This window comes from Gemmatirosa kalamazoonensis (assembly GCF_000522985.1).
Taxonomy (GTDB): Bacteria; Gemmatimonadota; Gemmatimonadetes; order Gemmatimonadales; family Gemmatimonadaceae; genus Gemmatirosa; species Gemmatirosa kalamazoonensis.
Genome location: NZ_CP007130.1, coordinates 950,069 through 973,924 on the forward strand (window position 1 = coordinate 950,069; position 23,856 = coordinate 973,924).

Sequence of the window (23,856 nt, forward strand, 5' to 3'; positions counted from 1 at the left end):
GCAGTCCTCTGCGGCCCTCTGCGTCCTCTGCGGTTCGATGTCGTTCGCACCGCGTCACGCGCGTCTCGTCCCTGACGTCTGGCGCCTCGCACGCGGGCCCCGGAGCTTCGGCCCATGCCACCGATCTCCCTGCGCGTGAACGGCCGGCCGCACTCCGTCGACGCCGACGCGAACACGCCACTGCTCTGGGTCCTGCGCGAGACGCTCGACCTCACCGGCACGAAGTTCGGCTGCGGGATCGGCGCGTGCGGGGCGTGCATGGTGCACGTCGATGGGGCGCCGGTGACGTCGTGCGTGACGCCGCTCGGCGCGGTCGCCGGGAAGGCGGTGACGACGATCGAGGGGCTCGACCCGCGCGGCGCGCACGCGGTGCAGCGCGCATGGACGGAGCACGACGTGCCGCAGTGCGGCTACTGCCAGGCCGGCCAGCTCATGTCCGCCGCGGCGCTGCTCGCGCGCCGGCCGTCGCCGACCGACGCCGACATCGACGACGCGATGTCGCGCAACCTCTGCCGCTGCGGCACCTACGACCGCATCCGCGCCGCGGTCCACCGCGCGGCCGAGCTCCGGGGCGCGGCGCGATGAGCGTGCCTGACGCCGACGCTCGATCGGCCATCACGCGCCGCGACTTCGTCACCATCGGCACGACGGTGCTCGGCGGGCTGCTCGTCGGCGTGCGCGCGGCGCCGGATGCGCTCGCGCCTAACGCGTTCGTGCGGCTGGAGCCCGACGGCGCGGTGGTGATCGTCGTCGCGCGTCCGGAGATGGGGCAGGGCGTGCGCACGACGCTCGCGATGCTCGTGGCCGAGGAGCTCGATGCGCCGTGGGAGCGCGTGCGCGTGGAGCAGGGCGATCTCGACCCGTCGCGCTACGGCGAGCAGTACACGGGCGGCAGCGCGGTGGTGCGCACGTCGTGGGAGCCGCTGCGGCGTGCCGGCGCCGCGGCGCGGGCGCTGCTCGTCGGCGCGGCCGCGGCGCGGTGGGGCGTGCCGGTCGCGGAGTGCACCACCGAGCCGGGCGAGGTCGTGCACGCGGCGACCGGCCGACGCGCCGCGTACGCCACGCTGCTCGACGACGCACGGCGTGGGACGCCGCCGGCCGAGCCGCCGCTGAAGGAGCCGGGCGCGTATCGGATCATCGGCCGGCCGACGCGTGGCGTGGACGTCCCGGACATCGTGACCGGCCGCGCGCGGTACGGCGTCGACGTGCGCGTGCCGGGGATGCTGTTCGCGAGCGTCGAGCGCAGTCCGGTGTTCGGCGGCCGGCTCGCCGCGGTCGACGACCGAGCGGCGCGCGCGTCGCGGGGCGTCGTCGCCGTGGTGCGGATCGACGCCGACGCGATGCCGGCGTTCGCGCCGAACAGCCCCAAGCCGCCTAACGGCGTCGCCGTCGTCGCCGACGGCACGTGGCACGCGACGGAGGGGCGCCGCGCGCTGCGGCTCACGTGGGACGCGCGCGGCGGCGAGGTGGAGAGCACGCGCCGCATGCGGGACGAGGCCGTCGCCGCGTCGGGCCGCGCGCCGCGCCTCGTGCGACGGAACGACGGCGATGTGGATCGCGCGCTCGCCGGCGCCGCGCGCACGCTGGACGCCGTCTACGAGGTGCCGCTGCTCGCGCACGCGCCGATGGAGCCGATGAGCTGCACCGCCCACGTGCGCGTCGACAGCTGCGAGATCTGGGCGCCGACGCAGAACCCGGAGGACGTGCGCGACGTCGCCGCGCGCGTCACGGGGCTCGAGCCGTGGCGCATCACGGTGCACGTCGTGCGGATGGGCGGCGCGTTCGGCCGGCGCTTCTACTCGGACTTCGCGGCCGAGGCGGTCGCCGTGTCGAAGCAGGTCGGGCGCCCGGTGCAGGTGGTGTGGACGCGCGAGGACGACGTGCGCCACGACTTCTATCGACCGGCGGGCTACTACCACATGCGCGCGGGGCTCGACGCGAGCGGCGCGCTCGTCGCCTGGACGCAGCACCTCGTGAACGCGTCGCGCGGCCACTACCTGAACTGGCCCCCGGGCGACGGGCAGCGCGAGCTCGATCCCGGCGAGCTGGAGCCGTTCGACGCGCCGGCGGGGCTGGTGCCGAACGTGCGGCTCGGCTACACGCCGCTCGCGTCGCGCATCCCGCGCGGCCAGTGGCGCGCCGTGGAGCCGTCGTCGACGGTGTTCGTGTCGCAGTCGTTCCTCGCCGAGGCGGCGCAGGCGGCGGGGCAGGATCCGCTTCCGTACCAGCTCGCGCTGTTAGGCGCGCCGCGCACGCTGCCGTTCTACGGCGGCACCTACGACACCGGCCGCCTGGCCGCGGTGCTGCGCGTCGCCGCGGAGCGCGGCCGGCTCGGCGAGCGCGTGCCGCCTAACGAGGGGCGCGGGATCGCGGGGTCGTACTCGAACGGCATCTACGTGGCGCACGTCGCGCACGTGGCCGTCTTGCCCGACGGCGCGGTGCGTGTGAAGCGCGTCGCGACCGCCGTGGACGCGGGCCGCGTCGTGAACCCGCTCGGCGCGCGCGCGCAGGTGGAGGGCGCGATCGTCTACGGGCTGTCGGCAGCGCTGAAGCAGGAGATCACCGTCGAGAGCGGGCGCGTGGTGCAGCGCAACTTCGACGACTACCCGGCGCTGCGCATCCACGAGGCGCCGGCGATGGACGTTACGTTCGTGCCCGGCGGCCCGGCGCCGCGCGGGCTCGGCGAGGGCGCCCTGCCGTCGATCGCGCCGGCGGTGACGAACGCGATCTTCGCGGCGACCGGGGTGCGGGTGCGGCGGCTGCCGGTCGGGCGCGTGACGCGCCGCGCCTGACGTCGGCGCGCATCGCTCGGCGCTCGCACCGTGCGGGCGCGTTGCGGCGCACATGGCGGGGCGCCCGGTGGAGCACCATACTCGGGAGCGGCCGATCGAACGCCCCTCCCCACCACGCCGGCCATGCTCACCTCGCTCACGATCAACCGCGTCACCTACGACGCCGTCCACCTGCTGTCGCTGCTGCAGCAGGCCTATCCCCAGCAGTCGCCGCCCGCGTCTGGCAACGGCGCCGACGCGAAGGGATGGCAGACACCGTGGAAGCCGGATGCGGCTCGCGAGTGGTTCTGGTGCGCGAAGCGCATCGCCCGGTACACGCGCAAGGAGAAGTTCGACATCGGCACCGCGACGGACGCGCCGGGCGCCCAGTTCTGGTTCGACGTGGGCGGGCAGCTCATATCGATCGCCGCCAACACGCTGTACGCGCGCTACCACGGCGCAGTGCCGACCGTGCCGCCGAAGGGCGCTCCGGGGAAGCTGAAAGCCGAGATCTCCTACGCCGGCATCTACATGAAGCTTCTCGAGGACCACCAGAACCACGTCTCCGACACGGCCACGGCGGCCGCCATCCGCGCCATCCTCTCCGGCGGCACGGCCGCCGGAAACGACCAGGCCCTCACGCTGCTCGTGTCGGTGATGTTCCTGTCGGAGGTCGCGCGCAACCACACCGCGTTTCACACGGGGCTGATGCTCCTCGACCTGATCGAGAAGGGGATCAAGGTCGACACGAGCACCTTCCAGTACACGCTGCAGAACTCCCTCTGCAACCCCGGGACGATCGATGCGCTGGTGGCGAGAAGGACCGTGCCGACCACGCCGGTGCCGAAGCTGACGGGCGAGGCGGATGTGAAGCCCGCCAGCGGCGGCGAGCAGGCGATCGTCGCGGCGGGCATGGGCCTGGCGCCGATGAGCCACGCGTTGTCCGAGTCGGGCGGTGCACTCGATCTCGCGGGGCGCGGCCGCTTCGTGCCCGCCCAGACGCAGCCCACCGATCCGATGAGCCAGACCCGTCGCAAGGAGGCCACCCTGCTGATCCGCTGGCTGTTCGAGGCGCTGAAGAAGAAGGGCGGCGTGGAGGTCGCGGTGGGCGACGGCGCGATCGCGTTCGATCGATCCCAGCCCTACAACTTCGACGATCGATACTTCGCCGACACCCCGGGGGCGGGGATGATGGACATGGTCCACGCGATGCCGCTGCTGGCCCAGCGCGCGAGCACCCTCGACTGCATGCTCTAGCCGCGCGGCGCCCTCTCCCGCGCCGGGAGTAGCGCCGAGCGAGTGCACGGGCGGTATCATTCCGACGCCCGACGCGTCACGCCCAACGCGTCATGCTTCACGCGTCACTCGCTCTCCCATGCTCCGTCGCATCGCGCTCCTCGCCGTTCTGTTAGGCACGCCCCTCGCCGCTCAGCAGCCGCCCGCCCGTCAGCCGGCGCCCGCGCCCCGCCGCGGCGCCCCGCAGGACTCCGGCCGCGCCCGCACCCTGGGCTCCGACACCACGCGGAACCGCCGCGCCGCGAACCAGGACACCGCCGGTACGTCCGGGGCCGGGCCCGGGGGCGGGGCGCCTAACGATTCCGCGGGGGGCGGCGAGCGCGGCGGCGGTCCGCTCGCCGGCATGCGGCTCCGCGCCATCGGCCCGGCGATGATCTCGGGCCGCATCAGCGACCTCGCCGTCCATCCGCGCGACAGGAAGACGTGGTACATCGGCGTCGCCGCCGGCGGCGTGTGGAAGACGACGAACGCGGGCACGACGTGGACGCCGGTGTTCGACGCCCAGAGCTCGTACTCCATCGGCACCGTCGTCATCGACCCGAAGAACCCGAACGTCGTGTGGGTCGGCACCGGCGAGAACAACGCGCAGCGCGCCGTGAACTACGGCGACGGCGTGTACAAGTCGGTCGATGCGGGGCGCACGTGGACGAACGTGGGTCTCCGCGAGTCGGAGCACGTCGGCAAGATCGTCATCGACCCGCGCAACTCCGACGTCGTCTACGTCGCCGCGCAGGGGCCGCTCTCGGTGAAGGGCGGGGACCGCGGGCTGTACAAGACGACCGACGGCGGACGCACCTGGAAGCAGGTGCTTCCCGGCGGCACGTGGGCCGGCGTGAGCGACGTCGTGCTCGACCCGCGCAACCCCGACGTGCTGCTCGCCACGACGTGGCAGCGCGTGCGCCGCACCTACGGCTACATCGCCGGCGGGCCGGAGAGCGGCGTGTGGCGCTCGACCGACGGCGGCGCGACGTGGAAGCGCTCGCAGGCCGGGCTGCCTAACGACGAGCTGGGACGCGTCGGTCTCGCCGTGTCGCCCGTGAACCCGGACGTCGTCTACGCCATCCTCGAGGCGGCGAACGACCGCGGTGGGTTCTACCGCTCGCGCGACGGCGGCGTGACGTGGGAGCGGATGAGCGACTACAACACGACGGGCCTCTACTACGGCGAGATCTTCCCCGACCCGGTCGACGTCGACCGCGTGTACGCCGTCGACGTGCGCAACATGGTGACCGAGGACGGCGGCCGCACGTTCCGGCCGGTGGGCGAGCGCGACAAGCACGTCGACAACCACGTGATCTGGATCGACCCCGCCGACGTCGACCACCTGCTGATCGGCTGCGACGGCGGGTTGTACGAGTCGTTCGACCGCGGCCAGACGTACAAGTACTTCGCGAACCTCCCGTTAGGCCAGTTCTACCGCGTCGACACCGACACCGCGACGTTCTACCACGTCTACGGCGGCACGCAGGACAACAACTCCGTGGGCGGCCTGTCGCGCACCCGCAGCAGCGCCGGCGTGACGAACGCCGAGTGGTTCGTGACCGCCGGCGGCGACGGCTTCGTGTCGCGCGTCGACCCGCAGGACCCGAGCACCGTCTACGCGGAGTCGCAGCACGGCAACATGCAGCGCTTCGACCTGAAGACCGGCGAGAGCGTGAACATCGTGCCGCAGCCGGAGCCGGGCGAGCCGGGGCTCCGCTGGTACTGGGACTCGCCGATGATCGTGAGCCCGCACAAGCACACGCGCCTCTACTTCGCCGCGCAGCGGCTGTACCGGAGCGAGGACCGCGGCGACTCGTGGACGCCGGTGAGCCCCGACCTGTCGCGCGGCATCGACCGCGACAAGCTGCGCCTCATGGACCGCGTGTGGAGCATCGACGCCGTGGCGCGCAACACGTCGAGCTCGTTCTTCGGCGCGATCGTCGCCGTCGCGGAGTCGCCGCTGAAGGAAGGGCAGCTCTGGATCGGCACCGACGACGGCACGATCCAGGTGAGCGACGACGGCGGCGCGCACTGGTCGAAGACGGAGCGCTTCCCCGGCGTCCCCGACACGACGCAGGTCGCGCGCATCACGCCGTCGCGCCACGATGCGCGCACCGCGTACGCCGCGTTCGACAACCACATGTCGGGCGACTACAAGCCCTACGTGCTGAAGACGACGGACCTCGGCCGCACGTGGACGCCGATCGCCGGCAACCTGCCGCAGCGCGGCACGGTGTACGTCGTGATCGACGATCCGAAGGACGCGAACATCCTGTACGCGGGCACGGAGTTCGGGCTGTTCTTCACGCGCGACGGCGGAGCGACGTGGACGCGCCTGCGCGGCGGGCTCCCGACGATCCAGGTGCGCGACCTCGCGATCCAGGAGCGCGACGACGATCTCGTGGTCGCGACGTTCGGCCGGTCGTTCTACGTCCTCGACGACCTCGCGCCGCTGCGCGCGCTCACGCGCGAGGTGGCGGCGCGCGAGGGCGCGCTGCTGCCGATCCGCCGCGCGCCGCTGTACGTCCAGTCCAACACGTTCGCCGGCGGCACGAACGGGACGCAGGGGAGCGGCTTCTTCGCCGCGCCGAACCCGCCGTTCGGCGCCGTGATCCCGTACTACCTGCGGACCGAGATCCGCACGCGCCGCGCCCAGCGCCAGGCCGCCGAGCGCGCGCTCGCGCGACGCGGGGCCGACGTGTTCCCGCCGTCGTGGGACTCGCTGCGCGTCGAGGACCGCGAGGAGGCGCCGGCGATCGTGCTCACCGTCACCGACGCCGCGGGCAAGGTGGTGCGCCGTCTCACTGGCCCGGCGCAGGCGGGCGTGCAGCGCGTCGTGTGGGACCTGCGCTGGGCGGGACCGACGGCGCCCAACGCCGGCGCGCAGCGCGGCGGCGGGGGCGGCGAGGAGGGCGACGAGGGCGGGCCGCGCGGCGGCGGCGCGGGGCCGCTCGTCGTGCCGGGTGCGTACCGCGTCGCGATCGCGAAGCGCGTCGACGGCGTGGAGACGCCGTTAGGCACGCCGCAGACGGTCGAGGTCTACATGCTCGACAAGGACGCCACGCCGCGCGCGGCCGCCGTGCTCGCGTTCCAGCAGCGGGTGACCGATCTGCAGCGCGCGGTCGCCGGCGCGAGCGCGTACGCGGGCGAGCTGTCGACGCGCGTGCAGGCGCTGGAGCGTGCCGTGCGCGAGACGCCGGGCGCGGACGCCAAGGTGGCGGGCGACGTGCGCGCACTGTCGTCGCAGCTGCGCGACCTGCGTGAGGCGTTCACCGGCGACCCCACGATCGCGCGCCGTCAGGAGCCGACGCCGCCGTCGCTCCTCGGGCGCGTGGGCATCATGGCGCAGGGCACGCGGTCGCTCGGCGCACCGACCGCCACCCAGCGGCGGCAGTACGACATCGTCGCCGCCGACTTCGCGAAGGTCCTCGGCCAGCTCCGCAGCCTCGCCACCACCGACCTCGCGCGCGTCGAGACGGCGGCGGAGGCGGCGGGGGTGCCGTGGACGCCCGGGCGGATGCCGGAGTGGCGGGCGAACCCGTGACGGACTTCAGAACCGGCGCGCGCGTGCCGAGAACATAGTGGGATGCCCCGCGACACCTCGTCGCGGGGCCGCCCCCGTCGTCGCCGCCACGCAGCCGTCCCGATGCCCGTTCCCAATCGCCGCGAGAGCTACCGCGTCGCCTACCCCCTGAGAGCCAGCCCGACGTTCGCGTGGAACGGGGTGACCGCGCGCGTGATCGACTGCTCGGAGCACGGCTTCTGCGCGCAGCTCGATCCGCACCGGACGCTGCCGGCGATCGGCTCCGAGATCGCGGGACGCATCGTCTTCCTCGACGGCTCGTCCGTCGACGTGCACGGCGTCGTGCGCCACGAGCGCGAGCACGTCATCGGCGTGCAGCTCGAGAATCCCGGCGTGCCGTACCGCGTGCTGCTCTGGGAGCAGGTGCGGCTCCGCGCGCTCGAGTCGGGGTGGGTCGAGGTCGGGGACTGATCGCCGCGAGGTAGCCGAGCGCGTACCCCGCGACGTCGGGCAGCGCAATGCCGACGGCCGACCGCGCGACACTCAGCCCGCGTAGCGGTCGTTGTGCTCCGCGCTTCGCGCGTCGGCCTCGGCCGCACGTCGCGCTGTGGCGCCTGCCGGCGGGTCGTCCACGCGCGTGCGCGCCCACGGGATGATCTCCAGGCGCTCGAACGGGATCTCCTCGCCGGTGCGCTCGTCGCGCCCGAAGTGCTCCGGCTGCGCGTAGAGCCGCTGCAGCGCCTCGTCGATCGCCTGCAGCTCGCGCGTGAGGCGCGACGCCTCCTGCGCGTCGAGCTCGCGGTCGAACCCGTCGGACCCTTCGTCCGCGGGGTGGAATGGGAACTTCGATAGGTCGCCGCTCGCGTCCTGACCCGTGACTGCCAGTTCTTCGTCGTAACGGCCGAGCGCGCGGAGTACGCGCGTACGCTCCCCGCGCAACCGTCGAGCGAGGTGCTCGCGTTGCGATTGGCTCAGCGGCATGTGCGCTCCCGTCGGATGGTGCAGGATGATCGGCGGCGCCCGCGACGCGCGTCGAGCGCTCGACACGATCGTACACTCGAGTGCCTCGCGCGCGCTACGGCGACGGCCTGCGACCGGTCCGCGCGTCAGGACGTCACCGCCGCGGCGACGCGACCCCTGACCGCATCGCGCCTGACTGCAGCGCGCCTAACGGTGTCGTAGAGCGGCGCTGCGCGGCTGGTCGGAGCCGATCGTCCACGCTGCTCGCCGCGGCGTCGCCTAACGCCGCGCCGCCTCCCACTGCCGCAGGTCCGCGTCCTCGCCCTCGCCGCCCGGCCGGCCGTCGCGGCCGTAGCTCTGCAGGTCGAAGCCCGACGGGTTGGCCTGTCCCGGCGACGCGTACACGTAGGGATGCCCCCACGGGTCGACGGGCACTTCCTTGCGCAGGTACGGCCCGCGCCAGTTCGCCGCGCCGGGCGGCGCCTTCCACAGTGCCTCCAGCCCGTCGCGCGTCGACGGATAGCTGCCGTTGTCGAGGCGATACGTGTCGAGCGCCGCGCCGAGGATCTCCATCTGCGCGCGCGCGGTCGTGTCCTTCGCGGCGCCGACGTGGCGGAACACGTTCGGCGCGACGAGCGTGGCGAGGATCGCGATCACGATGATGACCACGAGGATCTCGAGCAGCGTGAAGCCGGGGCGGGCGCGGGACATGCCCGGAGGATGACACGGCGAACCGGACCACGCCACCGGGGGCCGGCCGGTGTGGCGCGCCGGCACAGCGATTCGCCGGGCGGAGACGTATCCCAGGAGCCGAGGCCGGGTGACCGGTCGGGCCCACCCCTCGTCCCACCACCCCCGCGAGGCCGCATGAGGCACCCCCTCTCGCGTACCCCCTGGCTCGCCGCTGCCCTCGTGGCCGCGGCGGCGACGGCCGGCGCCCAGAGCGCGCAGCCGATCGACCAGGAGTACACGGCGAAGATCAAGCAGAACCTGTCCGACCCGCGCATCTCCACCGAGCTGGTGGACCACCTGCCGGCGTCGGCCACCGTCCCCACGCCGCTCAAGTTCCTCGGCCACATCGTCGGCCAGAACGGGGAGCTCGACCACGCGGCCGACATCCACCGCTACCTCAAGGCCGTCGCCGACGCGTCGAACGGGCGCGCGAAGCTGTGGACGATCGGCCGGACCGAGGAGGGGCGCGACCTCGTCCTCATGGCCATCGCCGACCCGCAGACCATCGCGCGGCTCGACGACTACAAGGGCTATCTCAAGGCGCTCACCGACCCGCGCAAGACCACCGAGGCGCAGGCGCAGCAGCTGTTAGGCACCGCGAAGCCCATCTACTACATCACGAGCGGCATGCACTCGCCGGAGAGCGGCGGCCCCGAGATGCTGATGGAGCTCGCCTACCGCCTCGTCGTCGAGGAGACGCCGCTCGTCCAGAACGTGCGCAACAACGTCATCACCTTCATCACGCCGGTCATCGAGGTCGACGGGCGCGAGAAGATGGTCGACACGTACTACTGGAACAAGGCGAACCGCGCCACCGTCGGGAACCTGCCCCTCATGTACTGGGGCAAGTACGTCCAGCACGACAACAACCGCGACGGCATGGGGCAGTTCCTCGAGCTGACGAAGGCCGTCACGCGCGTGCAGAACGAGTGGACGCCGACGATCATGCACGACCTGCACGAGGCGCAGACGTACCTCTACGCCTCGACCGGCACCGGCCCGTACAACGACGCGCTCGACCCCATCACGGTCGACGAGTGGTGGATGCTCGCGAAGAACGACGTCATGGAGATGACGAAGCGCGGCGTGCCCGGCGTGTGGACCTACGGGTTCTACGACGGCTGGGTGCCGAACTACATGTTCTTCATCGCGCACTCGCACAACGCGACCGGCCGCTTCTACGAGGTGCAGAGCTACGGGCCCGACCCGTACGTCGTGAAGCCCGCCGCGACGACGACGAGCCGCGAGTGGTTCCGCCCGAACCCGCCGCTGGACTCCATCAACTGGGGCCCGCGCGCGAACACGAACATCCAGGAGTCGGCGATCCTGTTCGCGCTGAACCACGTCGCGAACAACAAGCACACGTACCTCGAGAACTACTGGCTGAAGAACAAGCGCGCGGTGGCGAAGGCGCACACCGCCGGCCAGATCACGGCGTGGGTCATCCCCGCCGACCAGCACGCGAAGCAGAACGCCGCCGAGGCGGTGAACGACCTGCGCACGCAGGGGCTCGAGTTCCACCGCGCGACGAGCGCGTTCCAGGCGGGGAAGGTGAGCGTGAAGCCGGGTGACTACATCATCCGCGGCGACCAGCCGTTCCGCACCATCGCCGACATGTACTTCTCGCTCCAGAACTTCTCGCCGACGAACCCGTCGCCGTACGACGACACCGGCTGGACGTTCCCGCTCATGCGGAACCTCACGATCGCCGAGGTCACCGACCCCGCGATCCTCGACGCGCCGATGTCGCCGCTGCCCTCGGCGCCGGTCGTCGCCGCGGGCGGCGTGACGGGCAAGGGCAACACCGTCGTCGTCGACAACACGAGCGACAACGCGCTCGTCTCGTTCCGCTTCAAGCTGCGCGACGTGAAGATGGACGCGGCCGAGGAGGGCTTCGACGCCGCCGGCCGCCACTTCGGCCCGGGCGCGATCGTCGTCCGCGGCGCGCGTGCCCGCATCGAGCCGGAGCTCAAGCGGCTCGGCCTGTCGGGCTACGCCGTCGCGTCGCTGCCTAACGGCGTGAAGACGCACCCGCTCGACGTCCCGCGCATCGGCTACGTGCACTCGTGGACGCGCACGCAGGACGAGGGCTGGTGGCGCGCGGCGCTCGACACCTACGGCGTGCCGTACAGCTACTTCGGCGAGCCGGAGCTGAAGAAGGGCAACCTGCGCGCGAAGTACGACGTCATCATCTACCCGTACGGCGGCACGCCGCTCGGCAACAACGCGGCGGCGGCGGGGCAGTTCGCGGCGGGCGCGGGCGGCGGTGGCGGTCCCACGTCGCGCGGCCGCGACGGTGGGCAGGTCGGCACGCAGCCGGTCCCGTACAAGAAGACCGCGCAGTTCCCGGCGCTGGGCTACCCCGATTCCACCGACGACGTGCGCGGCGGCGTCGGGGCGGACGGGTTCAAGGCGCTCTACGAGTTCGTGCGCGCCGGCGGCACGCTCATCACCGAGGGCAACACGGCGCAGAACCTCGTCGAGCTGAAGATGACGCCCGGTGTGACGTCGGAGGCCGGCCGCGGGCTGTTCGCGCGCGGCACGATCCTGCGCGGCGTGGTGGCCGACAGGACGAGCCCCCTCGTGTACGGCTACGAGTACGACGAGTTGCCGGTCTACTTCAGCAGCGGGCCGCTGTTCAACGCGAGCAACCTGCCCGCGGTGCAGGTCGCCGCGGGCGCGAACGCCACCGGGCGCGCGGGCTCCGTCGCGCAGAACACCACGCCGATGGCGACGCCGCTGAAGCTCTCGCCGTGGGATCCGGCCCGGACCGGCACCGCCTACGGCGTCGCGTCGGTCACCGGCCCGAGCGCGGCCGCGGGCCGCGGCGGCTTCGGTGGCGGCGGCGGTGGTGGTGGCGGCTTCGGTGGGCAGGGCGCCGGCGGCACGCCGCCGGACCTCGGCCTCGCCGCCGAGCCGAACGCGCGGCCGCGCGTCGTGCTGCAGTTCCCCGCGAAGGCGGACGACATGCTGCTCTCCGGCACGCTGGAGAACGGCCAGCTCCTCGCCAACCGCGCGCAGCTCGTCGACGAGTCGCTCGGCAAGGGCCACATCGTCCTGTTCGCGATCCGCCCGTTCTGGCGCTGGCAGACGCAGGGCACCTACGCCCTCGGCTTCAACGCGATCCTGAACTGGAACGATCTCGACGCGGGGCGCGGCATGCCGGTGACGAAGGAAGCGACGTCGAATACGCACTGAACGAAACGGCGGCGCTGGTATGGCGGCGCTGAAACGGCGGCTCTGAAACTGCGGCGCTGAACGCGCGCGGTATCAGCGCCGCCGTTTCAGCGCCGAACCATCAGCGCCGTCTCTTCAGCGCCGCCGCACCGAGCATGCTCGGCGCGGCAAGGACGCCTAACGCGACGACGCCCCAGAGTGCAAAGGCGGACGTGTCCGCGCGCAGAAGGGCGACCGCGTCGGGCAGGCCCGCGTACACGAACGCGGCGACCAGTCCCGCGAGCACGCCGAAGCGCCACACGACGAACGCCAGCAGCAGCATCCACGCGACGCCGTACGCCGCGGTGATCGGCCCGTCGACCGGCAGCGCGCCGAGCGTCGCCACCGCCGCGACGGCGGCGAACGGGACCACGGCGGGCAGGCGGCGCGCCGCGGCCGCGGCGAATGCCAGCGCCATCGCCGCGACGACGAGCGTGCCGCCCAGGATGCCGTTCACGAGCGCGAGCGGCGGCACGGTCAGCTCGAACGCGTTGGGCAGGGCGCCGCTCCACTCGCCGGCGCGCTGCGCCAGCCAGGCCACGGCCGCCTCGAGTCCGGTGCCCAACAGCGCCGCGGCCGTGCCGAGCAGCGCCGCGGCGGGCAGCTCCGGCGCGTCCCACCGCGCGCGCACCGCGTCACGCGTGCCCGCGAACAGCAGCGGCGCGCGCTGATGGCTCAGCGACTCGGCGGCGGCGAGCGCGCCGGCGAGCGCGCACAGCAGCGCCGGCGCCGAGACCACGAAGCCGATCGTCTCGCTCACCCACCCGTGCGTGTCGGCCGTCGACGGCGCGCTCGCGTCGAGCCACACCGTGCGCACCATCGCCGCCAGGAGCGCCAGCACGCCGGGGAGCGCGAGCCGGAGCCCGAGCCCCCACTGCACGTCGTCCACGCGCGACCGTCGCACGCCCACCGCCGTCGCGATCGAGAACACGAGCACCGCGAGCCCCACGAGCGAGCCGCCCTTCCACTCGAGCCACAGGTCGTGCCACGCGCTCGGCGCGCCCGCCGGCAGATCCGCGGACTCGCGGTACAGCGCCACGTGCGCGCCGCGCACGCCCACCGTCACGCGCGTCGTGACGGAGTCGCCGCGCGCGCTCCGCACGGTGCTGCCCGGGACGCGCCACGCGAACGCGTGGTCCGCGCGGGGCACGGTCGCCGCGATCGGGCGCAGCGAGTCGACGTGCCAGCCATGCACGGCCAGCGTCCGCTCGGCGAGCGTCCGCGCGGCCGCCGGCGACAGTCGCGCGCCCCACGACGTCGTGTCGGGCGCGATGCGCTCGAGCCCCGTCACGCGCGTGCCCGCCCCGGCCACCGTCACCTGCCACACCTCGTCGCGCGCGCGGTCGTAGGCGCTCACGCGCCACGCCCACCCGGTGCCGTCGCGCTCCGCCCGCGCCGCGGCGCCCGCGGTGCCTAACGCGCCGCCGAGCCACCGCAGCAGCGAGTCGCGCTGCACGAGCTCCGCGCGCTCCGCGAGTCCCGCCGGGGCGCCCTCCGCGCGCATCGCGCGCTCCGCCGCCGCGACGGCGGCCTCGCGGGCCGACGCCTGGCGCACGCCGGCCGCCGGCGACAGCGCGCCGCCTGACGCTGCGGTGAGCGCCGCGCCCACCACCGCCGCCACGCCAGCGGGCCGCCGCCAGCGCGCGAGCAGCGCACGCACCGCGGCCGCGCGCGCGTCGCGCGACGGCCACCGCCGCCGCGTGCCGAACGCCGGCGTCGTCGCCACGCTCTCGCCGAGCGCCGCGGCGAACGCGTCCATCGACGGGAAGCGGTCCGCCGGGTCGCGGGCGAGCGCGCGGGCGAGCGCGTCGGCGAGCACCGCCGGCACGTCGGCGCGCAGCGCATCGGCGCGCGGCGCGGGCTGCGTCGCCTGCTGGTACAGGTAGCTCTGGAACGACTCCGCCTCGAACGGCAGCCGCCCCGTGAGCATGAGGAAGCCCACCGTCGCCAGCGCGTACTGGTCGGTGCGATGGTCGAGGTTTCGTTCGCCCGCGCTCTGCTCGGGACTCATGAACTGCGGGCTCCCCATCACGAACCCGGTGTGCGTCAGGTTCATGTCGACCGCGTCGGCGATCTTCGCGATGCCGAAGTCCATCACCACCACGCGGCGCTCGGGCCCCTCGAGCATGAGGTTCTCCGGCTTCACGTCGCGGTGCACGACGCCCGCGCGGTGCGCGGCATGCAGCGCGCCCGCCGCCTCGCGCAGCACGCGCACGCTCTCGTCCACGCCGAGCGTCCCCTCGCGCCGCACGGCCGCGGCGACGTGCTCGCCGTCGATGAGCGGCATCACGAAGTACACGACGTCGTCGGCGTCGCCCACCGCGTAGATCGGCACGACGTGCGGGTGCCGCAGCTGCGCCACGGTCTCCGCCTCGAGCCGGAACCGCTCGCGCACCAGCGCGTTGGTGGCGAGATCGGCGCGCAGCGTCTTGATCGCGACCTGCCGCTTGAGCTGCGAGTCCCACGCCGCGTACACCTCGGCGAACCCGCCGCGGCCGACGAGCCAGCGGATCTCCCACGCCGGGCCGAGCGCGCGCTGCAGTCGGTCGCGCACCTCCGGCTCCGGGGCCGCGCGGCGCGGCTCGCGCGCATAGACGCTGGTCGCCGCCGTGCCACACGTCGGGCAGTACGCGGCGTCGGGCGGCAGATGGGCGCCGCAGCCCGTGCAGGCGCGGGTCAGGGTGGTCATGAGACCCCGACGATGCCGCCCGCGTGCTCGGGCGGCATGGGTCGAACGACCCAGCCGCCGCCTAACGCCGGTCGAACGCCGCGACGATCGCCGACGACACGAGGTCCTGCAGCGCGAGCACGTTCGTCGTCTGCCCGTCGAAGGTGCGCGACCACACCGTCGACTCGATCGCCGGATCCACCGCGCGCACCGTCACCCGCACCCGCTCCCCCTCGCGCTGCACCGTCCCCTCGAGCAGCAGCGTCACGCCGAGCGTGCGCGCGATCTCCACCGGCGCCGCGCGCCGCGCGCGCAGGGCCGCGGATCCGGACTGCGACGCGACGCGCATCCCCGGCACGCCCGCGAGCGCCGTCGCGATCTCCGCCGTCAGCCCCTCGCCGATCGACGCCGCGCGCTCGTCGCGTCCCACGGCGTCGAACGACAGCACGGCGATGGAGCGCGCGAGCGGCGGCGGCGACGGCAGCGTGAGCGCGGCGCCGGCGGCCGCCGCGACCGCGGTGGAGTCGGCGGCGCGCGACTTCGTTCCCGGCCGCAGCGCCCACAGCGCGCCGACCGCGACGATCACCGCCACGAGCGGCAGCGCGAGCGTGAGCAGCTGCGACCGCCGCCGCCGCGCGACGACCGGCGGCGTCGCGAACGCGCCGCTCAGGATGTCCGGCTCCTCCAGCGTGCGCAGCACCTCGGCCGCCGAGCGCGGGCGACGCGTCGAGTCCTTCTCCAGGCAGTGCATGATGAGCGCGGCGAGCGCCATCGGCACGTCGTAGCGCCGCGCCGCGATCGGCGGCGGCGTCTCCGACATCTGCGCGGTGAGCAGCGCCTGCGGCGTGCGGCCGTGGAACGGCGGCGAGCCGACGAGCATCTCGTACATCACCACGCCTAACGCGTACAGGTCGGCGCGGAAGTCCACGTTCGGGTCGGCGGCGGCCTGCTCCGGCGCCATGTACGCCGGCGTGCCTAACGACGTGCCGATCGCCGTCAGCGTCGCGCCCCCCCCGGCCCCCGACGGTCGCTCCGGCAGCGGCCGCGCGCGCCGCTCGCCGCTGCTCGGCCGCGCCGCCGACGCCTGCAGCGCCTTCGCCACGCCGAAGTCCGTCACGACCGCCGCGCCCGCGGAGAGCAGGATGTTGCCCGGCTTGATGTCGCGGTGCACCACGCCGCGCCCGTGCGCGAACGACAGCGCCCGCGCGACGTCGCGCGCCACGCTCACCGCCTCGCGCACCGACACCGGCCCGCGCACGAGCCGCTCGCGCAGCGACTCCCCGTCGACGTACGGCATGACGAAGTACGGCACGCCCTGCGCGGCGCTCCCTTCGCCCGCGCCGCCGGCCGGCTCGGCGAACGTCCCCGCCGAGAGCACGGGGACGATGTTGGGGTGCTGCAGCCCCGCCGCGAGCTCCACCTCGCGCCGGAACCGCTCGACCGACAGCGCGGCGGCGAGCGTCGGCCGCAGCACCTTGATCGCCACGCGGCGGCCGAGCGTCTCGTCGATCGCGACGAACACGCGCGACATGCCGCCGCCCCCGAGCTCGCGCTCGATGCGGTAGCGGTCACCCAGCTCCGCCTGGAGCCGGTCGAGGACGTCCTGCTCGTCGGTCACGTTGCGGACGATGACGACCGGACGACGCGAAATGAAGGCCTGGGACGAACCGAGCTGGCGCGGGGGTGCGCCGGCGCGGAGAATCTCGACGCACCCGAACCGGAGGCGTCATGATGTCGTTGGGCAAGGACGTCCGCCTCGCCGTGCGCGCGCTCGCGCGCAGCCGCGGCTTCACCGTCGTCGCCGCGCTCTCGCTCGCCCTCGGCATCGCCGCGTGCACGCTGATCTTCAGCGCGCTCGACACGCTGATCCTCCGCGCGCTCCCGTTCGAGGCGCTCGATCGCCTCGTCGGCATCTCGGAGACGACGCGCGACTGCCCGTCGTGCAGCAGCTCGGTGGGCGACTACGCGGTGCTGCGCCGCGACGCCCGTGCGCTGCGCGGCGTGGCGACGACGGTGCCGTGGAGCGGCACGCTCGCCGGACGCGACGGCGCCGAGCGCGTGGAAGGGCGTCGCGTCACGCCCGGCTTCTTCGCGCTCCTCGGTGCGCGGCCCGCGCTCGGGCGCACGTTCGACGGCGACAGCCTCGCGCCGCCGCCGCTGCGCTCCGTGGTCCTCGGCGACCGACTGTGGCGCACGCGCTTCGGCGGCGACTCGACGATCGTGGGGCGCACCATCACGCTGAACGGCCTCGCGTACACGGTCACGGGCGTCATGCCGCCGCGGTTCGCGTTCGGCGGCGTCGACGACCTCTGGATCCCGCTCTGGTTCTCGCCCGGGCAGGAGCGCGATCACCTCTCGCACGGCTACCTCCTCGCCGCGCGCCTCGCCCCCGGCGCCACGCGTGCGCGACTCCAGACGGAGCTGGATGGGATCTCGAAGCGCATCGCGGCGACGTACCCGGAGCAGAACCTCGGCATGCGGCTGCGCGCGAGGCCGCTGGCCGACGCGCTCGTCGGGGACATCCGACGCTACTTCGTGCCGTTGCTCGCCGGCGTCGGCTTCGTGCTGCTCATCGTCTGCGCGAACGTGGCGAATCTCACGCTCGCCCGCGCGAGCGAGCGACGGCGCGAGATCGCGCTGCGCGCGGCGTTGGGCGCGCGCCGGTGGCGCGTCGCGCGACAGCTCCTCGTCGAGAGCGCGCTCCTCGCCGCCGCGGGCGTGGTGCTCGGACTCGGCGTCGCGGCGGTGTGCGTGCCGGTCCTGCGCGGCGGCGTGCCCGCGCATCTGCGCCAGTCGCTCCCGGGATGGGACGCGCTCGCGCTGGACGCGCGCGCCGCGGGGTTCTCGGTCGCCGTGGGTGTCGCGTGCGTGCTGCTGTTCGGCGTCGTTCCCGCGCTGCGCTCGTCGCGCCCCGATCTCTCCGCCGCGCTGAGCGAGGGGAGCCGCGGCTCGACGAGCGCCGACGGCGGCTCGCTGCGCCGCGCGCTCGTCGTCGCGCAGCTCGCGCTCGCGCTGTCGCTGCTCGCCGGCGGAGCGCTCATGACGCGCAGCCTCGCGAAGCTCGTCGTCGCCGACACGGGCTTCCGCGCCGAGCGCGCGCTCACCATGGCGCTGCAGGTGCCCGCGCGGAAATATGCCGGCGCGGACGCCGCGCGGCGGTTCGTCGAGCGCACGCGCGCGCAGATCGCGGCGCTCCCCGGCGTCGCCGCGGTCGCCGGCACGTGGAACCTGCCGCTCAGCGGTGAGCGCAACTTCACGCAGTACGACCTCGCCGGCCGCGCGCCCACGCCGCTCGCCGAGCAGCCGAGCGCCACCGACGCGTGGGTGACGCCCGGCTACTTCGCGGCGTTGGGCATCGCGCTGCGACAGGGACGCGACTTCACCCCGCAGGACGACTCCACCGCGCCACGCGTCGTGCTCGTGAGCGAGTCGTTCGCGCGGCGCGCGTGGCCCGCGGGCGACGCGATCGGGCGCGGCGTGATCACGAACGGCACGACGTACGCCGTCGTCGGCGTCGTCGCCGACGTGCGGCAGGATGGCGTGGAGATCGCCGCCACGCCGGCGATCTACCGCGACATCGAGCAGACCTCCGGCGGCATCCCGACGGCGCTCGTCGTGCGCGCGCGCGCCGAGCCCACGGCGCTCACCGCGTCGATCCGCCGCGCGCTCTCGGCGATCGATCCCGACGCGGCGATCGCCGACGTGCGCACCATGCCGCAGGTCGTCGGCGACTATCTCGCTCCGTGGCGGCTGCTCGCCGCGCTCCTCGGCGCGTTCGCCGGCGCGGCGCTCGGCATCGCCGCGGTCGGCATCTACGGCGTGATGGCGTACGCTGTCGCGCAGCGCACGCACGAGATCGGGATCCGCATGGCGTTAGGCGCCGAGCGCGCTCGCGTGATGACGATGGTGCTGCGCCAGGCGATGGCGCTCGTCGCCGCGGGCGTCGCGTTCGGCGCCCTCGGCGCGCTCGGCACCGCGCGCGCCCTGTCGTTCCTGCTCTACGGCGTCGGCGCCGGCGACCCGCTCGCCCTCGGCGCCGTCGTCGCGCTGCTCGCCGTCGTCGCGCTCGTCGCGGCGTGGGTGCCCGCGCGGCGCGCGGCGCGAGTAGACCCGGTAGTTGCTCTACGAGCGCCGTGAAGGCGTCGACGGCGCGGGCGATACGGCGCGGGCGATACGGCGCGATGAAGCGCTAGCATCGCTCACATCGCTGAACTGCGCCGTACTGCGCCGTCGAGCGGTGCGAGCGTCGTTCGCGCATCATCGCGCCCCACCGTCGGCGCGGTATCGCCGGCGCCGTTTGCGCTCTTGTATCACCCGCGCATCACGGTGAGCGTCCGCGTCGCGGCATCGAGCTTCACCGTGTACTCGGTGAGCGCGCGCGTTGCCGGCCCCGCGGCCACGCGGCCGTTGCTGTCGAACTCCGAGCCGTGACAGAAGCAGCGGATGCGGCTCCCCGTGAAGTCGCCCACCGTGCACTGCTCGTGCGTGCAGATGCTGGTGAACGCGCGGAACTGGTCGGGGCCGACGTTGATCACGATGACGTCGGGACGTCGGCCGCTCGTCGCGTCGCGGACGTCGTTGTCACCGCCGTTCGTGATGAGGAACCCGCCGGGCTGCGCGAGCGCGGTCACGCTCGTGAGCGGGATCCACACGACGCCGTTCGAGAACGTGACGCCGCTCGCGCTCGGCCCCTTCACGCCACTCAGCCCCTCGCCGCCGCCGCACGCGCTCGCGAGCGCCGCGGCGAGCGCGGACCACGCCGCCGTCGAGACGAAGCCGCGCCGCGAGAGCGTGAGCGCGGCGAGCTCGCCGCATCCCGCGGGCGGTGTCGTGTCGTGTGCGTCGGCGGCGGGAAGCGTGGGCAGTGATCGCATCGTCGGCGGTTCGGGGCGGCGGGGGGAGCGAAGCGTGGGACCCACGAGGTCGTCGGGGCGCAGCGGCCGACTATTCCCGTACGCCATCGTGCTGCGCCGGGGAATAGTGTGTGGTGTCGACGCGACTCCGGGCAATGTCATCGCGCCGGATGACGCATGTCGCACGCATGCGCGTCGCGCATCAACCCTCGGGCCGGAGAATTCCCCCCATGCTCTCACCCCTCGCGACGCGTCGCCGCGTCGTCGCTGCGACCGTCGCTGCGCTCACCGGCGGGGCCGCGCTGCTCGCCTTCGCTGCGTGCAGCAGCGACGACTCCACCACCACGACCCCCGCCGGTCCGCCGACGACGTTCGTCACCACGCTGAGCGCCGCGAACGAACGCCCCGTCGTGAACGCCCCGGGCACCGGCACCGCGACCGTCACGTTCACGAGCAGCGTGCCCGGCGGGCCGCTCACCGGCGGCACGTACACCGTCACCGTGCAGGGGCTCACCGGCGCGCCCACCGCGTCGCACATCCACGCCCCGGCCGACGTCAACACGTCGACGGGCGTGCTGCTGAACTTCAACCCGGCGTCGGTCACGACGACGAGCGGCACGTTCAGCGCCGGCTTCTCGCAGGCCGACATGCGCAACCAGGCCGTGTCGATCGACTCGCTCGTGAAGCTCGTGCGCGCCGGCCTCGCCTACGTCAACGTGCACACGTCCACGAACCCCGGCGGCGAGATCCGCGGGCAGCTCGTACCGAAGCCGTGAGCGCGGAGCGCGGAGCGCGGAGCGTGGAGTGCGTTAGGCTCCACGCTCTACGCTCCACGCTCCACGCTCACTCTCCTCGCAGCACGACCACCGGATCCGTCCGCGCCGCGCGCCGCGCGGGGAGATAGCTCGCCGCGAGCGCGACGCCAACCAGGACGATCGACGCGCCCGCGAGCACGCCGCCGTCCGCGGGCCGCACCCCGAACAGCGCGCCGGCGAGCAGCCGCGCGCCGGCCAGCGACGCCGCGATGCCTAACGCGCCGCCCGCCGCCGCGAGGCGCAGCCCGCGTCCAACCACCAGGCGGCGGATCACCGTCGGCGTCGCGCCGAGCGACGCACGCACCCCGAGCTCGCCCCGACGCTGCGCCACGGCGTACGCCATCACGCCGTAGAGGCCCACCGCGGCGAGCACCAGCGCCGTCGCCGCGAACGCGCCGAGCAGCACGAGCACGAAGCGGCGCGGCGCCGTCTGCGCGCGCAGGAGCGTCTCTTCCGTCGTCACGTCGAACACCGGCTGGTCGGGATCGATCGCGCGCAGCGTCGCGCGCACCGAGGGAGCGAGCGCCGCGGCGGGCGTTCCCGGCGCCGCGCGCACCACCAGCGTCACCCATCGCCACGCCGACTGCGCGGCCGAGACGTACAGCTGCCCCACCGCCGGCGCGTCGAGCCCGGCGTGCCGCACGTGCCCCACGACGCCGACCACGCGCATCCACGTCGTGTCGCCGCACGTCACCCGCATCCCGATCGGCGATCCGTTGGGCGCGAGCCGGCGCGCGAACTCCTCGTCCACCACCGCCACCCGCTCGTGCCCCGCAGCATCGGTCGGCTCGAACGTGCGTCCGGCGCGCAGCGGGATGCCGAGCGCCGCGAAGTATCCCGCGCTCACGATGAAACGCTCGGCGTCGAGCTTGTCGACGCCGGGCCGCAGCGGCTCGCCGTACACGTCCACGCCCACGTGGTCGTAGTTGTCGCCGAACGGCATCGTGCTCGTCACCGCCGCGGCGCGCACCGCCGGCAGCGCCGTGAGCCGGCCGATCAGCGCGTCGTACATGGGCCACAGCCTGTCGCGCGGGTACTTCGACGCCGGCAGGTTCATCGACATCGCGAGCACGCCCTCGGCCCGCACGCCGGGATCGACGCGCTGCAGCCGCACGAGGCTCTTCACGAGCAGGCCGGCGCACGTCACGAGCGCGAGGGCGAGCGCGAGCTGCGTCACGGCGAGCGCGTCGCGCGCGCGCAGCGATCCACCGGTCGTGCCGCGCCCGCCGGCCTTCAGCGTCGCCTGCGGGTCCGTGCGCGCGGCGTGCAGCGCGGGCACCAGCCCCGCCACGAGCGCCGTCGCCGCGAGCACGAGCAGCGTGAACGCGAGCACGCGTCCGTCGAGTCCTGCGGGCTGCGCGCGCACCACCGCCGGCGCGAGGCCCAGCGCGCCCCGCAGCGCCACCGCCGCGAGCGCGGCGCCGGCCACGGCGCCGAGCGCGGCGATCACGAGACTCTCCGCGAGCACCTGCCGCACCACGCGTCCGCGTCCCGCGCCTAACGCCGATCGCACCGCGAACTCGCGCGCCCGCGCGAGGCCGCGCGCGATGAGCAGGTTCGACAGGTTCGCGCACGCCACCACGAGCACCAGCCCCGCCGCGCCGAGCAGCAGCAGCAGCGCGCGTCCGGCGTCGCCCACCACGTGGTCGCGCAGCCGCGTCACCGCCGCCTCGAGTCCCTTGTTCTCGAGCGGGTACGCGGCGCGCAGCCGCGCCGAGATGCCGCGCATCTCGAGACGCGCCCGCTCCAGCGTCACGCTCGGCGCGAGCCGCGCGAGCGCGCTCAGGTAGCGCGCCGAGCGGACGTCGGTCGAGTCGAACGTGTTGTTCCCCCACACGTCCGCGTCGAGGATGTCCGGCCCGTGGAATCCCGCGGGGAGCACCGCGATCACCGTGCGCGGCACGCCGTTCAGCGTCACGGCCGTGCCCACGACGTGCGGATCGGCGCGCAGCCGGCGGCGCCAGAACCCGTCGCTCACGACGACGATCGGCGCGCTGCCGGCCTCGTTGTCCGACGGCAGCATCGGTCGCCCGAGCGCCGGCACCACGCGCAGCACGTCGAACATCCCGGCCGTGACGAGCGCGCCCTTCACGCGCTCCGGCTCTCCGGCGCCGGTGAACGCGGGCCCCCATCCGTTGAACAGCGCCATCGCCTCGAAGCTGTGGCTCGCGCGCTGCCAGTCCACGAAGTTCGGGTACGACGTCGTCATGCCGCGCAGCCCGCTGCCGATGCTCACCTCGCCGAGCGTCACGATGCGGTCGCCGTCGCGGCAGGGGAGGGGGCGCAGCAGGACGGCGCTCACCACGCTGAACACCGCCGTCGTCGCGCCGACGCCCAACGCGAGCGTGAGCACGGCGACGAGCGCGAAGCCCGGGCTCGCGCGCAGCGTGCGCCACGCGAACCGCACGTCCTGTCGCAGCGCGTCGAGCGCCGCCACGCCGGTCGCGTCGACCACCCGCTCGCGCGCGCGTGCCGGATGCCCGAACCGTGCGCGGGCCGTGCGCGCCGCGTCAGCGGGCGACGCGCCCGCGTGGCGCGCGTGCATCGCGTCGAGATCCATGTGGAAGCGGAGCTCCTCATCGAGCTCGGCGCGCCACGCGGCGCGGTCGAACAGCGCGCGCCGGAGCGCGCTCAGTCGGTAGCGGACGGCGTCGAAGGCGGACATGGCGGTCCCTCGTGTTCAGGCTCGATCGAGCACGCGCGCGATGGCGAGCGAGACGCGGTCGTAGCGGGCGAGCTCCTCGCCGAGCCGCGCCCGACCGCTGTCGGTGATGGTGTAGTAGCGCGCGCGCCGCTTCGTCGGCGTCTCGCCCCACGCCGACGTCACCCACCCCTTCCGCTGCAGGCGGTCGAGCGCCGGGTACAGCGACCCCTGCTCGACGCGGAGGACGTCGGCCGAGACCCGCTCGATGTGCTGCGCGATGGCGTAGCCGTGCATCGTGCCGAGGGCGAGGGAGCTCAGGACGAGCATGTCCAGGGTGCCGGGGCGCAGCTCGTCGCGGGTCGGTGCGTCGCTCATGGGAAGTCCGTCTACAGGTAG

The 23,856-nt window shown here is 74.1% G+C and carries 15 protein-coding genes; 8 read left to right on the forward strand and 7 right to left on the reverse strand.

All coding sequences use genetic code 11. The features are described 5' to 3' along the window. Positions 1-114 precede the first annotated feature (114 nt). From J421_RS31540 to J421_RS31560, 5 genes are all read left to right on the forward strand, one after another. A complete protein-coding gene (locus J421_RS31540; protein WP_025415126.1) occupies positions 115-585 on the forward strand; it encodes a (2Fe-2S)-binding protein in 471 nt (156 codons plus the stop codon). Further along, positions 582-2,792: a xanthine dehydrogenase family protein molybdopterin-binding subunit gene (locus J421_RS31545; RefSeq protein WP_025415127.1), complete on the forward strand. Its 2,211-nt coding sequence runs from the start codon at positions 582-584 to the stop codon at positions 2,790-2,792. The genes J421_RS31540 and J421_RS31545 overlap by 4 nt, the downstream gene beginning before the upstream one ends. A 123-nt stretch (positions 2,793-2,915) precedes the next feature. Beyond that, positions 2,916-4,028, forward strand: coding sequence for a hypothetical protein (locus J421_RS31550; protein WP_025415128.1), 1,113 nt, complete (start codon positions 2,916-2,918; stop codon positions 4,026-4,028). A 118-nt stretch (positions 4,029-4,146) separates the two neighbouring features. Continuing rightward, the gene (locus tag J421_RS31555) at positions 4,147-7,593 is read left to right on the forward strand and encodes a WD40/YVTN/BNR-like repeat-containing protein (RefSeq protein ID WP_025415129.1); all 3,447 of its coding nucleotides are present in this window, start codon (positions 4,147-4,149) and stop codon (positions 7,591-7,593) included. Between the two features lie 102 nt (positions 7,594-7,695). Further along, entirely contained in the window at positions 7,696-8,043 is a 348-nt protein-coding gene (locus tag J421_RS31560; RefSeq protein ID WP_025415130.1) for a PilZ domain-containing protein, read from the forward strand. 72 nt (positions 8,044-8,115) lie between these two features. On the opposite strand, the gene J421_RS31565 is transcribed toward J421_RS31560, so the two are convergent. Together J421_RS31565 and gspG are read right to left on the reverse strand one after the other, a co-directional pair. Beyond that, entirely contained in the window at positions 8,116-8,619 is a 504-nt protein-coding gene (locus J421_RS31565) for a TraR/DksA family transcriptional regulator (protein WP_158509017.1), read from the reverse strand. 192 nt (positions 8,620-8,811) lie between these two features. Then, positions 8,812-9,243, reverse strand: coding sequence for a type II secretion system major pseudopilin GspG (gspG, locus tag J421_RS31570; protein WP_025415132.1), 432 nt, complete (start codon positions 9,241-9,243; stop codon positions 8,812-8,814). Positions 9,244-9,399: 156 nt separating this feature from the next. On the opposite strand from gspG, the gene J421_RS31575 reads away from it, so the two are divergent. Next, positions 9,400-12,462 (forward strand): M14 family zinc carboxypeptidase, encoded by a 3,063-nt coding sequence (locus J421_RS31575; RefSeq protein ID WP_104023576.1) that lies wholly within the window; start codon positions 9,400-9,402, stop codon positions 12,460-12,462. Between the two features lie 100 nt (positions 12,463-12,562). On the opposite strand, the gene J421_RS31580 is transcribed toward J421_RS31575, so the two are convergent. Together J421_RS31580 and J421_RS31585 are read right to left on the reverse strand one after the other, a co-directional pair. Next, positions 12,563-15,169 (reverse strand): serine/threonine-protein kinase, encoded by a 2,607-nt coding sequence (locus J421_RS31580; RefSeq protein WP_025415134.1) that lies wholly within the window; start codon positions 15,167-15,169, stop codon positions 12,563-12,565. Positions 15,170-15,230: 61 nt separating this feature from the next. After that, complete coding sequence (locus tag J421_RS31585; protein WP_025415135.1) at positions 15,231-16,766, reverse strand: protein kinase domain-containing protein; 1,536 nt, start codon at positions 16,764-16,766, stop codon at positions 15,231-15,233. A 113-nt stretch (positions 16,767-16,879) separates the two neighbouring features. On the opposite strand from J421_RS31585, the gene J421_RS31590 reads away from it, so the two are divergent. Next, positions 16,880-19,285, forward strand: coding sequence for an ABC transporter permease (locus J421_RS31590; protein WP_158509018.1), 2,406 nt, complete (start codon positions 16,880-16,882; stop codon positions 19,283-19,285). Between the two features lie 173 nt (positions 19,286-19,458). Here J421_RS31590 and J421_RS31595 read toward each other — a convergent pair whose 3' ends face one another. Beyond that, positions 19,459-20,022 (reverse strand): Rieske (2Fe-2S) protein, encoded by a 564-nt coding sequence (locus J421_RS31595; RefSeq protein WP_025415137.1) that lies wholly within the window; start codon positions 20,020-20,022, stop codon positions 19,459-19,461. A 209-nt stretch (positions 20,023-20,231) separates the two neighbouring features. On the opposite strand from J421_RS31595, the gene J421_RS31600 reads away from it, so the two are divergent. Beyond that, positions 20,232-20,777: a CHRD domain-containing protein gene (locus J421_RS31600; protein WP_025415138.1), complete on the forward strand. Its 546-nt coding sequence runs from the start codon at positions 20,232-20,234 to the stop codon at positions 20,775-20,777. Positions 20,778-20,844: 67 nt separating this feature from the next. Here J421_RS31600 and J421_RS31605 read toward each other — a convergent pair whose 3' ends face one another. Together J421_RS31605 and J421_RS31610 are read right to left on the reverse strand one after the other, a co-directional pair. Continuing rightward, positions 20,845-23,481, reverse strand: a complete 2,637-nt coding sequence (locus tag J421_RS31605; RefSeq protein ID WP_025415139.1) for an ABC transporter permease — start codon at positions 23,479-23,481, stop codon at positions 20,845-20,847. Between the two features lie 15 nt (positions 23,482-23,496). Further along, on the reverse strand, positions 23,497-23,835 hold the full coding sequence (locus J421_RS31610; RefSeq protein WP_025415140.1) for a PadR family transcriptional regulator: 339 nt from the start codon (positions 23,833-23,835) through the stop codon (positions 23,497-23,499). Positions 23,836-23,856: the final 21 nt, after the last annotated feature.

Excerpts from the sequence above, each read along its gene's own strand:
- J421_RS31540 (WP_025415126.1), top strand. The coding sequence starts at position 115 with ATGCCACCGATCTCCCTGCGCGTGAACGGCCGGCCGCACTCCGTCGAC.
- J421_RS31545 (WP_025415127.1), top strand. The coding sequence starts at position 582 with ATGAGCGTGCCTGACGCCGACGCTCGATCGGCCATCACGCGCCGCGAC.
- J421_RS31550 (WP_025415128.1), top strand. The coding sequence starts at position 2,916 with ATGCTCACCTCGCTCACGATCAACCGCGTCACCTACGACGCCGTCCAC.
- J421_RS31555 (WP_025415129.1), top strand. The coding sequence starts at position 4,147 with ATGCTCCGTCGCATCGCGCTCCTCGCCGTTCTGTTAGGCACGCCCCTC.
- J421_RS31560 (WP_025415130.1), top strand. The coding sequence starts at position 7,696 with ATGCCCGTTCCCAATCGCCGCGAGAGCTACCGCGTCGCCTACCCCCTG.
- gspG (WP_025415132.1), bottom strand. The coding sequence starts at position 9,243 with ATGTCCCGCGCCCGCCCCGGCTTCACGCTGCTCGAGATCCTCGTGGTC.
- J421_RS31575 (WP_104023576.1), top strand. The coding sequence starts at position 9,400 with ATGAGGCACCCCCTCTCGCGTACCCCCTGGCTCGCCGCTGCCCTCGTG.
- J421_RS31580 (WP_025415134.1), bottom strand. The coding sequence starts at position 15,169 with ATGACCACCCTGACCCGCGCCTGCACGGGCTGCGGCGCCCATCTGCCG.
- J421_RS31590 (WP_158509018.1), top strand. The coding sequence starts at position 16,880 with ATGTCGTTGGGCAAGGACGTCCGCCTCGCCGTGCGCGCGCTCGCGCGC.
- J421_RS31595 (WP_025415137.1), bottom strand. The coding sequence starts at position 20,022 with ATGCGATCACTGCCCACGCTTCCCGCCGCCGACGCACACGACACGACA.
- J421_RS31600 (WP_025415138.1), top strand. The coding sequence starts at position 20,232 with ATGCTCTCACCCCTCGCGACGCGTCGCCGCGTCGTCGCTGCGACCGTC.
- J421_RS31605 (WP_025415139.1), bottom strand. The coding sequence starts at position 23,481 with ATGTCCGCCTTCGACGCCGTCCGCTACCGACTGAGCGCGCTCCGGCGC.
- J421_RS31610 (WP_025415140.1), bottom strand. The coding sequence starts at position 23,835 with ATGAGCGACGCACCGACCCGCGACGAGCTGCGCCCCGGCACCCTGGAC.